Origin of the sequence: Streptomyces sp. V4I8 (assembly GCF_041261225.1) — a bacterium.
GTDB lineage: Bacteria > Actinomycetota > Actinomycetes > Streptomycetales > Streptomycetaceae > Streptomyces.
The window spans coordinates 9,374,160-9,388,567 of sequence record NZ_JBGCCN010000001.1; the positions used below are offsets into that span (position 1 = coordinate 9,374,160).

Annotated in this window: 10 protein-coding genes and 4 pseudogenes; 7 read left to right on the forward strand and 7 right to left on the reverse strand. The window is 69.3% G+C overall.

Translation table 11 applies throughout. The annotated features are described in order from the left end of the window. Positions 1–99: 99 nt before the first annotated feature. Positions 100–1,236 carry an N-methyl-L-tryptophan oxidase gene (gene solA / locus ABIE67_RS42625; RefSeq protein ID WP_370266937.1) on the reverse strand — a complete coding sequence of 379 codons (1,137 nt, stop codon included), beginning with the start codon at positions 1,234–1,236 and terminating at the stop codon, positions 100–102. Positions 1,237–1,517: 281 nt separating this feature from the next. On the opposite strand from solA, the gene ABIE67_RS42630 reads away from it, so the two are divergent. After that, on the forward strand, positions 1,518–3,140 hold the full coding sequence (locus ABIE67_RS42630; protein WP_370266938.1) for a PucR family transcriptional regulator: 1,623 nt from the start codon (positions 1,518–1,520) through the stop codon (positions 3,138–3,140). Positions 3,141–3,314: 174 nt separating this feature from the next. On the opposite strand, the gene ABIE67_RS42635 is transcribed toward ABIE67_RS42630, so the two are convergent. The 5 genes and pseudogenes from ABIE67_RS42635 to ABIE67_RS42655 all read right to left on the reverse strand — a co-directional run. After that, on the reverse strand, positions 3,315–3,569 hold the full coding sequence (locus ABIE67_RS42635; RefSeq protein WP_370266939.1) for a hypothetical protein: 255 nt from the start codon (positions 3,567–3,569) through the stop codon (positions 3,315–3,317). Between the two features lie 15 nt (positions 3,570–3,584). Next, the gene (locus ABIE67_RS42640; protein WP_370266940.1) at positions 3,585–4,646 is read right to left on the reverse strand and encodes a tartrate dehydrogenase; all 1,062 of its coding nucleotides are present in this window, start codon (positions 4,644–4,646) and stop codon (positions 3,585–3,587) included. Positions 4,647–4,719: 73 nt separating this feature from the next. Continuing rightward, positions 4,720–5,604, reverse strand: a complete 885-nt coding sequence (locus tag ABIE67_RS42645) for a LysR substrate-binding domain-containing protein (RefSeq protein ID WP_370266941.1) — start codon at positions 5,602–5,604, stop codon at positions 4,720–4,722. 24 nt (positions 5,605–5,628) lie between these two features. Then, positions 5,629–5,952: a hypothetical protein gene (locus ABIE67_RS42650; RefSeq protein WP_370266942.1), complete on the reverse strand. Its 324-nt coding sequence runs from the start codon at positions 5,950–5,952 to the stop codon at positions 5,629–5,631. 10 nt (positions 5,953–5,962) lie between these two features. Further along, a pseudogene (locus tag ABIE67_RS42655) lies at positions 5,963–6,463 on the reverse strand (RICIN domain-containing protein); the annotation flags it as partial. Positions 6,464–6,529: 66 nt separating this feature from the next. On the opposite strand from ABIE67_RS42655, the gene ABIE67_RS42660 reads away from it, so the two are divergent. After that, positions 6,530–7,804: an IS701 family transposase gene (locus tag ABIE67_RS42660; RefSeq protein WP_370252079.1), complete on the forward strand. Its 1,275-nt coding sequence runs from the start codon at positions 6,530–6,532 to the stop codon at positions 7,802–7,804. A 231-nt stretch (positions 7,805–8,035) separates the two neighbouring features. Here the strand turns inward: ABIE67_RS42660 and ABIE67_RS42665 are convergent. Beyond that, a pseudogene (locus ABIE67_RS42665) lies at positions 8,036–9,790 on the reverse strand (alpha-L-fucosidase); the annotation flags it as partial. A gap of 646 nt (positions 9,791–10,436) precedes the next feature. Between ABIE67_RS42665 and ABIE67_RS42670 the strand changes: the two are divergent. The 5 genes and pseudogenes from ABIE67_RS42670 to ABIE67_RS42690 all read left to right on the forward strand — a co-directional run bounded on the left by ABIE67_RS42670 (position 10,437) and on the right by ABIE67_RS42690 (position 14,362). Continuing rightward, positions 10,437–11,414, forward strand: a complete 978-nt coding sequence (locus ABIE67_RS42670) for a PfkB family carbohydrate kinase (RefSeq protein WP_370266943.1) — start codon at positions 10,437–10,439, stop codon at positions 11,412–11,414. Between the two features lie 19 nt (positions 11,415–11,433). Beyond that, a pseudogene (locus tag ABIE67_RS42675) lies at positions 11,434–12,467 on the forward strand (aldo/keto reductase). Further along, on the forward strand, positions 12,458–13,180 hold the full coding sequence (locus ABIE67_RS42680; protein WP_370266944.1) for a FadR/GntR family transcriptional regulator: 723 nt from the start codon (positions 12,458–12,460) through the stop codon (positions 13,178–13,180). The pseudogene ABIE67_RS42675 and the gene ABIE67_RS42680 overlap by 10 nt, the downstream one beginning before the upstream one ends. 385 nt (positions 13,181–13,565) lie before the next feature. Beyond that, a pseudogene (locus tag ABIE67_RS42685) lies at positions 13,566–14,197 on the forward strand (non-reducing end alpha-L-arabinofuranosidase family hydrolase); the annotation flags it as partial. 15 nt (positions 14,198–14,212) lie between these two features. Next, positions 14,213–14,362: a hypothetical protein gene (locus tag ABIE67_RS42690; protein ID WP_370269749.1), complete on the forward strand. Its 150-nt coding sequence runs from the start codon at positions 14,213–14,215 to the stop codon at positions 14,360–14,362. Positions 14,363–14,408: the final 46 nt, after the last annotated feature.

Below are 14,408 nucleotides of genomic sequence, written 5' to 3' on the forward strand. Positions count from 1 at the left end.
GGCCGGTGAATGGGCATTTCGGGCATGCCCATGACAGAGATGTCGGGATGGGGGGGCGATGGGGGCGATGGGGGGCGATGCCGTCGACATCGCCGGGGATCAGGCGGCGCCGACTCCTGCCGGAGCGAGGAAGTCGATGGGGTGATCAGTGGTGCCGTCGAGCGCCAGGTCGGCGGCGATCTCGCCCATCGCGGGCGAGATCTTGAAGCCGCTGCCGGAGAATCCGGCCATGACGATGATGTCGTCCTCGCCGGGGAGATGACCGACGAGCGGGTTTCCGGACTCCGTGTAGCCCTCCATGTAGGCCGACATCCTGATGGGGTCGGGGTTCAGGTCGGGCATCAGCTCGGCGATGAGCTCGCGGAAGGTGCCGAGTTCCTCGGGGCGGACCGTACGGTCGAGCCGTTCGGGTTCGGGCACCGGCAGATGACGCGCGAAGGAGAGACCGAGCTTGACGGAGATGCCGTCGGGCGACGGGAGCCCGAAACAGTCGTGGGGTGTGGCGCGCACGAAGGGAGGAGCCCCGCCCGCGAACCAGTCGTGGCGGGTGGGCAGGTGCCAGGAGCAGATCACCCGGCGGACGTCGACGGTTCGTGGGAGGTCCGGGAGCAGTGTGTTGATCCAGGGGCCCACGGTCACCACGGCGGCATCAACGTGGTCCGTGCCCTGGTCGGTGACGATCTGCACGCCGCCTCCCGCCGTGGGCACGACCTCCCGCACCGGGGTGTAGCGGTGCAGCAGGGCGCCCAACTGCTCGGCGCGGGTGGCGGCGGCCTGGACCGACGCCTCGGGCCTGATGACGGCGCCCTCGCGGTCGAGGACGGCGGTGTGCCCGTCCGGGAGACGATGCTGCGGGTAGCGGCGGGCGAATTCCTCCCGGTCCAGTACCTCGTGATCCAGACGATGGGTGGTGCTGGAGGAGAGCAGCTGGCGCATGGCCGGTGATGCCGTCTCTCCCATCACGAGGCAGCCACTGCGGCGTCGCAGCGACCGGCCCGTCTCCGCCTGGAGCTGCTCCCACAGCCCGTCCGCGAGCCGCAGCAGCGGAACGTACCCGGGTTCGCCGAGGTGGGCGGCTCGGAAGATGCGGCTCTCGCCCCCGGCCGCGCCGCGGTCGTGACCTGGCGCGTACCGGTCGTAGCCGATGACCTCGGCTCCGCGGGCGGCCAGTCGCCACATTGCCTGGCTGCCCATGCTGCCGGCACCGATCACGGCGACGCGCTTCGGGATGCGCATGAGGTCGCTCCTTTCGATGGTGTGGCCTGGGTGGCAGTCGGGCCCCAGCGCGGTGCGGACACTGTGCGGACCCTTCCAGTTCGGGTCCCGCTGGGGATGGCGTTCACTTTCGTCCCGGGGGAACCTGCAGGTCAACCCACACTGTGTTCCACCTTGAGGCCTTCTCGAGACGGTCTGTCACTGCGGACGGCCGGGCCGCACGAAATGCCGGGCACCCTCTTGTCACGGTGAGTGGCCGGTGCGAAGGTGAGCCCGATCCCCTCGGATGAAAGCAACCCCCTATGCCGCCCAGACGTCCTGCAGCCGGGCAGTTCCCCACCATCACGGAGGTACTGAGCCTGCCCGTGCTCGCCGAAGGGATGCCGCGCGTGCTGGCCGGTGAGTCACAGCTGGACAGGGCGGTGCGCTGGGTGCATGTCACCGAGCTGCTCAACCCCGCCGATTTCCTGGAGGGCGGCGAGCTGGTGCTGACGACCGGCATGCCGTATCCCGAGGATGCCTCCGAGCTGCGCGGGTACGTCGACCAGCTCGCCGACGTCGGCGCGGCCGGTCTGATCGTGGAGCTCGGTTACCGGTATCGGAAGGTGCCCGACGAGCTGGTGGCGGCGTGCCGTGCCCGTGAAGTGCCGCTGGTCGAGCTGGCCCGTGGCGTCCGGTTCATCGACGTCACGCAGACGGTGCACGCGCTCATCCTTGACGCCCAGGGGGCCCTGCTGCGTCGCGGGAGGGACATCCAGGCCATTTTCACCGCCCTGACGCTGCGGGGCGCGGACCCCGAGGAACTGGTGCACACCACCGCGGAGCTCACCGGAGCCCCCGTGGTGCTGGAGGATCTCACCCACCGGGTCCTGATGTGCGAGCTGCTCGGCCGGCCGTACGAGCCGGTGGTGTCGGCCTGGTCGCGGCGTTCGCGGGCCGCCCCGACGCCGGAGACGATCACGCCGAGCGGCCCGGAGGGGTGGCTGATCGCGCCGGTGCAGGACCACCACGGGCTGTGGGGGCGGCTGGTCCTGCTGGAGGGCCGGCTGAACGCCGAGCCCGACCCGGAACACGTCCTGGTGCTGGAGCGTGCGGCGGTCGCGCTGACCATGGCGCGCCTGGCCGGGCCGGCCTGGTGGGAGCGCCGGGCCCACCGCTCCGTACTGCGGGACCTGTACGAACGGCGCTTCCGCTCCCCCGCGGACGCGCGCGCCCGCGCCGAGGCACTGGGGCTCCCGGCCTTCGGGCACCGGCTCTTCGCCGTGGTCATCCGCCACACGCACACCGGCACCGAGGGTGAGCACCTCGACGAACGGATCGCGAAGGCGCTGGCGCAGACCGGCGTCCGCGCCCTGGTCGGCGAGACGGCCCCGGGCCGGATCGGCGTGCTTCTGGCACTGGCCCAGGCGAGCGCCTGGCAGCCGGTCGCCGAGCGGATCGGCCGTCTGACCCGGGAGGAGCTGGGACCGGAGGCCGTCGTCGCCGTCGGCCCCGGGGTGACCGACCTCTCCGGGATCGCCCGGTCGTGGCAGGAGGCCGAGCAGACGGCCGAGGCCATCACACCGGCCTCCCCGGAGCGGTGGTTCTACGTCCCCGCCGACGTCCGGCTGCCGGAGTTGCTGGGCGTCCTGCGGGAGGACACCCGTCTTCAGCGGTACGCGGAACGGCAACTGACCCGCATCATCGAGCACGACGACCGCAACAGCGGCGATCTGCTCCCGGCACTGCGCGCCTATCTGGCGGCGGCCGGGAACAAGTCGGTCGCGGCCAAACGCGCCGGCATGTCCCGGCAGGCGTACTACCAGCGCCTCCACACCATCGAACGGCTCCTCGGCTGCGACCTGGAATCAGGTCTGCAGCGCACGTCCCTGCACGTCGCGGTGCTGGTCCTGGACGCGCGAGAAGCGGCTGCTCCCGGCGCATGACCGGCACGCCGGTCGTCACGCGGACGCGGTCACGCCGGGCCCGAGCGCGCGTACGCATCCGGCGTACGCTCCTCCCGGGCATGGCGCGACGAGGATCCGGGACGTGGGTGGGTGCCGAGCGGTTCGGGGCGAGGTTGGTCAGAAAGTGCCACCAGTCCTGGTTCTCCCCGTCCTTCACGTACTGTCCGGCGTCGCCCGCCGGGTGAAGGTCGCCAGGGTGGGCGTGCCGACCGGTTCCATCGCGGTGCCGGCCGAGGGCCACAGCCAGCCGGTGAGGATGCCGGCGACGATGGCGGTCAGGACCCAGAAGCAGAGCTGCTTGTACCAGCGCGCTTGGCGGATTCGGCTCGGGCGGGGGAGCGGCTCGGGAAAGGGAAGAGGCGCGGGAGTTCCCGGTGGGCGGTGGGCGGCGTCGTCCCTGCCGCCCACCGAGGGGGAGAGGGCTCAGAGGAGCTCGATCAGCTTGTCGGTGAACTCGGCGGTGGTCGCGGTTCCGCCCAGGTCACGGGTGCGGATATCGGTCTTGGCCAGGACCGAGGCGATCGCGTCCGTGATGTCCCTGGCCGCGGCGGGATGGCCGAGGTGGTCGAGCATCATGGCCGCGGACCAGATCGCGCCCAGCGGGTTGGCGATGCCCTGGCCCGCGATGTCGGGCGCGGAGCCGTGCACTGGCTCGAACATCGAGGGGAAGTCCCGCTCGGGGTTGAGGTTGGCCGCCGGGGCGATGCCGATGGATCCGGCGACCGCGGCCGCGAGGTCGCTGAGGATGTCGCCGAAGAGGTTGGAGGCGACGACGACGTCGAAGCGGCCTGGTTCGAGGACGAACTTGGCCGCGAGCGCGTCGATGTGCTCCTGGTCCCAGGTGACCTGCGGGAACGAGGCGGCCCGCTCGGTGACGAGCTGGTCCCAGAACGGCATGGTGTGCACGATGCCGTTCGACTTGGTCGCGGAGGTCAGGCGGCCGCCGCGCTGGGAGGCGAGCGTGAAGGCGTAGTCCAGCACGCGTGTGACGCCGGCCCGGGTGAACACGGCCTCCTGCACGGCGATCTCGTCCGGGAAGCCGCGGTTGAGTCGGCCGCCGACCTCGCTGTACTCGCCTTCCATGTTCTCGCGCACGACGACGAAATCGACCTCGCCCGGACGTGCGCCGCGCACCGGACTGTCGATGCCTTCGAAGACACGGATGGGCCGGAGGTTGACGTACTGGCGGAAGCTGCGCCGGATCGGGATCAGCAGCCCCCACAGCGAGACATGGTCGGGCACCCCCGGGTATCCCACCGCGCCCAGCAGGATCGCGTCCTTGTCGCGCAGCTGGTCGATCCCGTCGGCGGGCATCATGGCGCCCTCCCGCAGGTACCGCTCGCACGACCAGTCGTCGTACGACGTGTAGGACAGGCTGAAGCCGTGGCGGCGGCCGAGAACATCGAGCACCTGCTGTGCTGGGGGCAGTACCTCGGCGCCGATGCCGTCGCCGGGGATCAGGGCAATGCGGTGGTTCGTTGTCATGCCGTCGATTGCAGCAAGGCGGTCCGTGGGGCGTCCAAGACACAAAGCGGATCTCCCTTATAAGCGGTGCCTATCAGCTGTCGGCGGCCGAGGTTGCGCTCGTGACGAACGCGGCGGCTGCGGGCGACAGGCTGCCGCGGCGGCTGACGAGGGCGATGTCCAAGGTGGTCTCCGGCTCGATGTCCAGGACGCGGGCGCCCAGTCGCCGGGCGACGTCCCGCCAGGAATCCGTGACCACCGCGAGCCCGACCCCGGCCATTACCAGGGGCATGAGCGACACACGGTGCTCGGTCTCGGCGGCGACGGTGAACTCGATGCCCTGCTCCCGCAGCGCGTCGACGTAGGCGCGCATCCCGGTACCCGGCTGCCCGACGATCAGCCGCTGTCCCGCAAGCTCCCGGCACTCCACCGCCGTCCGATCAGCGAACGGGCCGTCGGCCGGCACCACCAGCACAAAACGCTGCCGCCCCAGTGCATGTGAGGCGACCTCCTTGTCGGAGACCGGACCGGTGGACGCCAGGAGCCCCAACTCCACGGCACCCGTGCGCACCATGTCGATCACATCACGCGACGTGAACGCCGCTTTGATGGCCACAGAGACGCCGGGATACCGATGGCTGAACGCCCTCACCAAGGTCGTCAGCGGCTCCACCGCCTGCGACGGCATGGATGCCACATCCAGGCGCCCCTCACGCAGCTCATGCACCGCCGCGACACTCGCCCGCGCCGTCTCCAGACTCCGCACGGCCTCCCGGGCAGGCTCGATCAGGGCCCTTCCGGCCTCCGTCAGGACTGCCCTACGCCCGATGCGATGGAACAGCTCGGAGCCGAGATCACGCTCCAGTGCCCGCACGGCCTGCGACAGCGACGGCTGCGACACGTACAGAGCCGAGGCCGCACGGTTGAACCCCCCACGATCAACAATCGCAAGGAAGTACTCCAGCTGCCGAATGTCCATACGCGCTCTCTGCCCCTCAAGAAATCAACCGACGACTCCATTGGTCCCGACCATGGTTGCGTGGAGGATCGCCTCGACGAAGTACGGACCACCGATGCACTGGCCGTAATCGTCACCGAGCGCGGTCACAGCCGGCTGAGGCCTCGGCGAGGAACACGCGGGCCGCGACGCGCACGGGGCCGCGCTGCTGAGCGACCTGGACGCGGCCGTGTCCCGCTCTGGCGGAATAAACATCGTGGTGTTGCTGTGCTGGATCCTGCTCGTGGCCATCGCCGTGGCCGGCACACGGTTGAAGTAGCGCGGCGCTGCGGTGGCGTACGCGAAGTACGCCGCCGCAGCCGCTCGCACGTCCCGAGGATCAGACGGCCGTGAAGGTCCACTGCAGGTTGGAGCTGCTGCCGTACGTCCACTGCTTGGTGACGGAGCCCGAGTCGACGTTCCCGCCGCCGTCGAGGACCAGGCCGGTGGTGCGGTTGGCGATCGTGCAGCGGTCGCCGTCCCGGTGGGTGATCTTCCACTGCTGGTTGCTGCCGCCGTTCCAGGGGGCCTGTCGGGCCGGAGAGCCGTCGGCGGTGGCGCCCCAGCTGTCGGCGACCATGCCGTTCGTGCGGTTGACCAGCCTGTAGTAGCCGCCGCCGACCGCCTCCGCCTGCCATTGCAGGTTGGAACTGCCGTCCCAGGTCCACTGCTTGAGGTTGGACCCGGAGGCCACGTTGCCGCCGCTGTCCAGGGCGAGTCCGTTGGTGGCGTTGGTGATCCGGAAGTACGTAGCGGGGTTGAACTGGACCCTCAGTGAGGTGATCTGGTCGTTGTTGCCGGTGACCCGCAGGTCGGGGTTCTCGGCGGCGAACGTCCAGGACCCTTCAGCTGTAGATCATGGTGGTTGCGGGAGTTCGAGGGTCTCTAAGCTGGGTAACTGCCGTGTATGAAGGCGGAGTTGCTGGATGTCCCGGTCGAGGTGTCGGACCGGGAGTGGGCGGAGGAGTGGGCGGGGCGGCTGGACGATCTGCTGGTGGGGGTCGGGGACCTGTTCGGCCGGGTGGAGACGCAGTGGCATGGGGAGATGTGCGTCCGGGGCCTACTGGGGCCGGTCTCGCGCAAGAACGGCTGGCAGCTGGCGGAGTGGGCCGGAGAGCGTGTGCCGTGGAACCAGCAGCACTTGCTGGACCGGGCGAAGTGGGACGTGGAGGGGGTGCGGGACTTCACCCGCCGGTACGCCGTCGCCGAGCTGGCGGACGACGGCGTGGGCGCGGGGCCCGGCGGGGCCGGGGTGCTGGTGGTGGACGAGACCGGGTTCGCCAAGCGCGGGAAGGCTTCGGCCGGGGTGGCGAGGCAGCACTCCGGGACGCTCGGCGGGGTATTCCCCTGCCAGATCGGGGTGATGTGTGCGTGGGCCACCGGTGCGGGGCAGGCGTTGATCGACCGGGAGTTGTACCTGCCACGGGAATGGACGGACGAGCCGGATCGCTGCCGGGCCGCGCACGTGCCCGAGCAGCGCGGCTTCCTGACCAAGCCACGGCTGGCGGAGGCGATGATCGAGCGGGCGCTGCCCGACCTGCCTCAGGAGCCGGGGAAGGTGTGGGTGGCCGCCGACGAGGTGTACGGGCGCGAGCGTGCGTTCCGTTCCTTCCTGGAGGAACATCGTCTGCCGTACGTGGTCAACGTGCAGGCGAACTCGCCGGTGCTGCAGCGTCCGGGCTGGCGGCACGCCGCCCGGCTGGTGGAGCGGGTCGCGCGGGAGGAGGACTGGGTCGAACTGCCCGCCGGGCCCTCCCAGTTGGATACCCGCACGTGGCAGTGGTGGGTGCGGCGACTCCCCGGCGAGGAGGAGATGGTCGATGGCCAGGCGTGGGCGCGGTGGCTGGTCGCGCGACGCCGCCTGGAGGATCCCGGCAAACGCGACTACTACCTGGGCTGGGGCCCGGCCGACACCCCGGTCGAGGAGATCGTTTTGGTGCCGGGCGCGCGCTGGCGGGTGGAAGAGGCGATCAAGCTGGCGAAGTCCGCCTGCGGGATGGCTGACTACGAGGTCCGCTCTTTCCACGGCTGGTACCGGCACGTCACCCTCGCCCAGCTGGCCGCCGCGTTCCTGGTCGGCTGCGACGCAGCCACCGCCCGCGAGAACGGCCCGCTGGCCCGGACCCGCTACGGCCAGCCCGCGCCGACAGCACCCGTCGCCGAGAGAGGGGGACCCGCCTGATCCCAGCAGCCCACCCGCCCCCGTCCGCTTCACCGCCTTCGAGATCAGGCGCCTGCTCATCTTGCTCACCCCGCTGCCCGACCGCCACCAACGCATCCGGCACGGCCTGGCCTGGTCCGCCTACCGCCGCCTCCACCAGGCCATCGCCCGTGCCTGCCACCGACGCCGCCGAGCACACGGTCACACCGTCCCAGCCGGACCCGACACACCAACAGAACTCCCGCAACCACCATGATCTACAGCTGAAGGGCAGGAGGTGCCGGTGAAGTTGTCGCCGGAGTAGCCGATCACCTGGTAACCGGGGGCCGGCCGGACGGAGGAGAGCGTGCCCACGCCCAGCCCGGCCCCGGTCAGGTCGGCCGCGGTGTAGTCGCCGACGGTGAACACGCCGGCGTTGCCGGTGTAGTTGACGTCCGTGAAGGCGACGGCGCCGGCGAGCGGCCGCAGGCCCGGGATCGTGCCGGAGAAAGCGAGCTTCAGGACGTAGGCGGCCGCGCTGTACGGCGCAGAGGAGGGCAGGGAGACCGTGAGGCTGGAGGAGGTCTGGGTCGGCGTGGGCAGGTCGATGTAGGTGCCGGCGGTGGTGCTGAGGAGCTTCACCGAGGTCAGCGAGGAGAGATTGATCCGGTCCGAGCTGAGAGTCTTGAGCGTCAGTGAGCTGCCGGGCCAGCCGAGGACGGTGGCGTACAGGACGTTGTTGGCCTTGTTGCGGGTGAAGCGGATGTCCTGCGCGGTGCCGGCATGCGGGGTGGTGAACGAACCGCCGCCCATCTTCGTCGGGCCCTCGCCGTACGCCGTCCAGGCGCGGGTCGAGTACACCGACTCACCGAAGCGCTTCAGATGGTCTCCGATGCCGAGCAGGATGTCCTTCTGCGCCTGGGGGATGGTTCCGTCGGCCATCGGCGCGATGTTCAGCAGCACGTTGCCGTTCTTGCTGACCCGGTCGATGAACGAGTGCAGCATCTGCTGGATGGTGTAGTAGCCGATGCCCAGGGTGTAGCACCAGCTGCTGCTGGAGATGCTGTCGTCGGTCAGCCAGTAGGGGGAGGTGAGATCACCCGGACCGCCGCGCTCGTAGTCGAAGACCTCGCCCTTGCCGTTCATGCCGTCCTTGTACGTGGCGACGACCTCACGGCCCCAGCTGTTGGCCTGGTTGTAGTAGTACGCCAGGAAGTTCAGGCGCTGTTGCTCGTCGACGGCGTCCAGCTTGAAGTCCTGCCACAGGATGTCGGGCCGGGAGCGGTCGATGACCTCCTTGAGCTTGTCGAACCAGAGCTGGTTCGCCGCGGTCGAGTCCAGCTGTCCATAGAGCTTCTTGAGGTTGCTGTCCGTCTGCGCGGGGACGTGCTCGTAGAAGCCGTTGTAGTTGTACGCGTGGTGCATGGCCACCAGCAGCTTCAGGCCCTTCGCGCGGATGGCCGCGGAGAAGAGCCCCAGCAGGTCCAGGCCCGGGCCCTTCTTCACCGAGTTCCACTCGTTGACCTGGCTGTCCCACATGGAGAAGCCGTCATGGTGCTCGGCGACCGGGCCCGCGAACCTGGCGCCGGCGTCGACGAACAGCTGCACCCACTCGTCGGGGTCGAACTTCCCGCCGGCCGACTTCAGCTTCGGCGCGAACTTCACGAAGTTGCCCGCCAGGTCCTGCGCCCCGTTGATGAAGTTGTGGTATGGCCATGCCGACGGCTGGCCGTAGGTCGCGATGTGGTGCTGGTTGGCGTTGCTGCCCGCCTGGTACATGCTCCGCGGGTACCACTCGTTGCCGTAGGCGGGGACGCTGAAGGCGCCCCAGTGGAAGTAGATCCCGAACTTCGCGTCCTGGAACCACTCCGGGGTCGGCGGGTGCTGGTCGACCGAGTTCCAGTCGGGCGTATACGTGCTGGGCGCCGCCTGGGCAACGCCGGCGCCGAACACACCTCCGGCGACGGCCGCCGCGGCCACGCAGGTGGCACCGGCCAGGAAGTGGCGTCTGTGGATCGAACTCGACATGGAAACATCCCTGGTGCAGAGGGGGGCAGGGGAATACAGGGCGCCGCTTGTTACGCATGAAGGTCTGTCATGTCTCCCTGGGATGTCAACCGGTGTGCAGGGATGAAAGGCCCCGTATGGCTGGGTAGTTGGCTCCATTTGAAGCATTTTTGATGCGATGTGCGACTAGCCAAACATGGCATGTCTGCCAGGGAACTCATGGCCGATTGGGATCAGCCAAGGGCGACGATTGATGGGATGAATCTTGCCCCCTACCTGGTGCCATTCCCTTCTCCTGGGAGAACTGCGAGCTGGCATTTTGTGCACAATTAGTCGCGATGGGTAGATAGTGCGCGAGGAGCGCGCCGATAAACATCCCATCTCTGTCGCGCGGTGATGCTTAGATGTCGTCGATGCGAAACATCTCCCGCTACGGGACCGGCGCGAGGAAGCATCGATGAGAGTCAGAACCGCACTGTGTGCAGCCGAGTCCGCACTGGCTCTGCTCAGTGCGTGCGGCAGCGGCTCCACAACTGGCCATCTCGCGCCATCACGGCGGCAAGGTCCGGGAGTGAACACGGCGGCCGTCCGGGCCACCCGCTCCCTCCGCCGCCCCATATCCCGCCGCAAGGGCCGTATCGCCCCTGCTCTCAGAGGAGTTGCCGCCATGCCATCAGCCCTGTCCGCTTCTGCGGCCTCTGCCCGCATCACCGTCCTGGACGTCCTGGACGTGCGTTTCCCGACGTCCGAGCACCTGGACGGGTCGGACGCGATGAACCTCGAACCCGACTACTCCGCCGCCTACGCCGTCCTGCGCACCGACGCCGGCGGCGGACTCGAGGGCCACGCTCTGACCTTCACCACCGGCCGTGGCAACGATGTCCAGGCCGCCGCCGTCGCGGCCCTCGCCCCGCACGTGGTGGGCCTCTCGGTCGACGACGTCTGCGCCGACCTCGGCGCGTTCTCCCGCTCCCTCGTCCACGACCCCCAACTGCGCTGGCTCGGCCCGGAGAAGGGCGCGATCCACATGGCCACCGGCGCCGTCGTCAACGCCGCCTGGCACCTGGCCGCCAAGCTGGCCGGCAAGCCCGTGCGGCGCTTCCTCGGCGAGATGTCACCCGAGGACCTGGTCGCACAGGTCGACTTCCGCTGGCTCAGCGACGCCCTCACCCCCGAGGAGGCCCTTGAGATCCTGCGGCGCGCCGAGCCCGGCCGCGAACAGCGCATCGGCCACCTGCTCGACCAGGGTTACCCCGCCTACACCACCACCCCCGGCCGGCTCGGCTACTCCGACGAGAAGCTGGCCCGCCTGGCCCACGAGGCCGTCGCCGAGGGCTTCACCCAGATCAAGCTGAAGGCCTACGTCGGTATCTGCGGCACCGACCTGCACTGGTCCGCCGAAACGGGCTTCGTCTCCGGCCCGCGGATGCCTGGCCTGCGGGTCCTGGACCGCATCGGTTCCGGCGACGCCTTCGCCGCCGGTCTGATCCACGGACTGCTCAGCGACACCGGCCTGGAGAGCGCCCTGGCTTACGGCACCGCCCACGGCGCGTTCACCATGACCACGCCCGGAGACGTCTCCATGGCCTCGCTCGCCGAGGTCGAGGCGCTCATCGCGGGCGGATCAGCCCATGTCAGACGCTGACCGACGCCCCATCGCACGTATCCCAGGAGCACGTCTTGCAGCAGCGGAAGATCCCCAGAACACGCCCGTCTCACTCACCGAGCTCGGCTTCGGGGCGTCCGTGATCGGCAACCTCTACCGCGTCACCCCGGTCGACGACGCGACAGGCGCCGTCGACGCGGCCTGGGAGGTCGGCCTGCGCTATTTCGACACGGCACCGCACTACGGCCTCGGCCTCTCCGAGCGCCGTCTGGGCGCCGCCCTGCGAGGCCGCCCGCGTGACGAGTACGTCATCTCCTCCAAGGTGGGCAGGCTGCTCGTGCCCAACGAGGAGCCACGCGGCGTCGACACCTGGGGCTTCGTCGTACGGGACGACCTGCTCCGGCGGTGGGACTTCAGCCGGGACGGTGTGCTGCGGTCCATCGAGGACACGCTGGAGCGCACCGGCGTGGACCGGCTGGACATCGTCTACCTGCACGATCCGGACGATCACTGGCGGCAGGCGGCCGAGGAGGCCATGCCCAGGCTCGTGGAGTTGCGGGACCAGGGCGTGATCGGCGCGATCGGCGCCGGCATGAACCAGTCGGCGATGCTCGCCCGCTTCCTGCGCGAGACCGCCGCCGACGTGGTGATGCTCGCCGGGCGCTACACGCTCCTGGACCAATCGGCGCTGGACGACGTCCTGCCCGCCGCGCGGGACCTGGGCAAGAGCGTGGTGGCGGTGGGTGTCTTCAACTCGGGACTGCACGCCCGTGACCGACCCACCGAGGGGGAATGAAGTACGACTAACGGGACGCCCCGCCGGCTCTGGTCGCCCGGGCCCGGGCGATCGCCGAGGTCTGTGCGGCGCACGGGACCACTCCGCCCGCCGCCGCGATCGCCTTCCCGTGCACGCATCCCAGTATCATCAACGCCATCCTCGGCGTGCGGACTCCGGAACAGGTCGGACAAAACGTGGAACTCCATGATCAGCGAGTCCCGGACGGTCTCTGGGACGATCTCCGCGCTCAGGGGCTGATCAGGTCGGACGTGCTCGCGGGGCACGGTGGGGGGAGGGATGAGCGGTGTCTCTGACGGACAAGGCCATCGAGCAGATGCGTGAGCTGATCCGGACCGGTGCCCTGCCGCCGGGCTCGAAGCTCCCACCGGAGCCGGACCTGGCCGCTCAGCTGGGACTTTCCCGCAACCTCGCCCGGGAAGCGGTCAAGGCGCTGGCCGTTGCGCGGGTCCTGGAGGTTCGGCGCGGCGACGGCACGTATGTGACCAGCCTCCAGCCGAGCCTGCTGCTGGAGGGGCTCGGCGGCGCAGTGGAACTGCTGCAGGGCGACTCGGTCGCCCTGCAGGACCTCATGGAGGTACGGCGGCTCCTGGAACCGGTCGCCACGGCGCTGGCCGCGACCCGGATCTCCGACGCCCAACTGGCCGAGGTGAAGCGTCACTTGGACGCCATGCGCGAGGCCCGCGACGACGTCGAACAGCTCAACGCCCACGACGCCGCCTTCCACCGCGCCGTCGTCTCGGCCACGGGCAACGAGAGCCTCCTCACCCTCCTGGAAGGGATCTCAGGCCGCACCCTGCGCGCCCGCATCTGGCGCGGTCTGGTCGACGACAAGGCCGCGGGCCGCACTCTCGCCGAGCACGAGGCGATCTTCAACGCGCTGTCCACCCGTGACGCCGCCCTCGGCCAGGCCGCCGCACTGCTGCACGTGAGCAACACCGAGCTGTGGCTGAGGGAACATCTCCGCTCCGGCGAACCCCTCTCCCTCGGGACGACAGCGCGGAAGTGACGGGCGGGCGCTACCCGCCACAGTGCCCTGGAATTCGGCGATACATGGGATGAATAGATAGCTTGCATCGGGAATGGGGCTCATGCTCTGCACCGCCAAGACGGCCGAGGGGCGCCGTTACCTGCGGTAGTGGAAACATCGACGTGAATCGATGGCGAAGTCATGGGTCCATATCTTCCTGAGTCATTGGATGTATTGCTACGCTGTCGCCGCTCGGCGCTGAGCAGGGAGTAGCGATGACCAGGATCGACGCACACCATCACCTCTGGCGGCCGATGTCCGCCTCCCACCCGGCGGAGAGCTCCGTCCCCCGCCGCCGTGCATACCGTGGCACAACAACCACTGGCTGACCTTCGCGACCACCGCCGGCCCGTCCGGCTGGGGTCTGGCGCAGTTCAACTTCGGCGATTGGTCCCAGGCCGCCTCCGCACCGCATACCTACCTCGACACCTTGCCCATGGGCCCCGGCTACCGGGCCGCGCCCCAGGTGTTCTACTTCGCGCCGCAGAACCTGTGGTACATGGTCTACCAGACCGGTCCGCCCACCTACTCCGCCAGCACCAACCCGGCCGACCCGCGCTCGTGGTCCGCGCCGCGCCTCCTCATGTCCGAGGAGCCGCAGATCGTCAAGGACAACAAGGGCGACGGCACCTGGATCGACTTCTGGGTCATCTGCGACACGGCCAACTGCCACCTGTTCTTCAGTGACGACAACGGGCACATCTACCGCGCCCAGACCAGCCTCGGGAACTTCCCGACCGGTTTCGGGAACACGCAGATCGTGATGTCGGACACGAAGAACAACCTGTTCGAGGCGACCAACGTGTACAAGGTCTCCGGCAGCAACCAGTACCTGCTGCTCCAGGAAGCCATCAGCAACACCTCGGGCCGGCGCTACTTCCGCTCCTTCACCTCGACCAGCCTCACCGGCAACTGGACCCCCTGGCCGCCACGGAGAACGAACCCTTCGCCAGCCGCAACAACGTCGCCTTCCCCGGCGGGGCCTGGGCCGAGGACATCAGCCACGGCGAGATGGTCCGCGACGGCAACGACCAGAACCTGACCATCAATCCGTGCCGACTGCAGTACGTCTACCAGGGCATCGACCCCAGAGCCGGGGGCGACTACATACGTCTTCCCTGGCGGATGGGCCTGCTCACCCAGACCAACTCTCCCTGCTGACCGCCCGGACCATCATCGAGCACCCACGTCACCCCGCCGGGCAACT

Excerpts from the sequence above, each read along its gene's own strand:
- solA (WP_370266937.1), bottom strand. The coding sequence starts at position 1,236 with ATGCGCATCCCGAAGCGCGTCGCCGTGATCGGTGCCGGCAGCATGGGC.
- ABIE67_RS42645 (WP_370266941.1), bottom strand. The coding sequence starts at position 5,604 with ATGGACATTCGGCAGCTGGAGTACTTCCTTGCGATTGTTGATCGTGGG.
- ABIE67_RS42630 (WP_370266938.1), top strand. The coding sequence starts at position 1,518 with ATGCCGCCCAGACGTCCTGCAGCCGGGCAGTTCCCCACCATCACGGAG.
- ABIE67_RS42640 (WP_370266940.1), bottom strand. The coding sequence starts at position 4,646 with ATGACAACGAACCACCGCATTGCCCTGATCCCCGGCGACGGCATCGGC.
- ABIE67_RS42660 (WP_370252079.1), top strand. The coding sequence starts at position 6,530 with ATGAAGGCGGAGTTGCTGGATGTCCCGGTCGAGGTGTCGGACCGGGAG.
- ABIE67_RS42690 (WP_370269749.1), top strand. The coding sequence starts at position 14,213 with ATGGTCCGCGACGGCAACGACCAGAACCTGACCATCAATCCGTGCCGA.
- ABIE67_RS42670 (WP_370266943.1), top strand. The coding sequence starts at position 10,437 with ATGCCATCAGCCCTGTCCGCTTCTGCGGCCTCTGCCCGCATCACCGTC.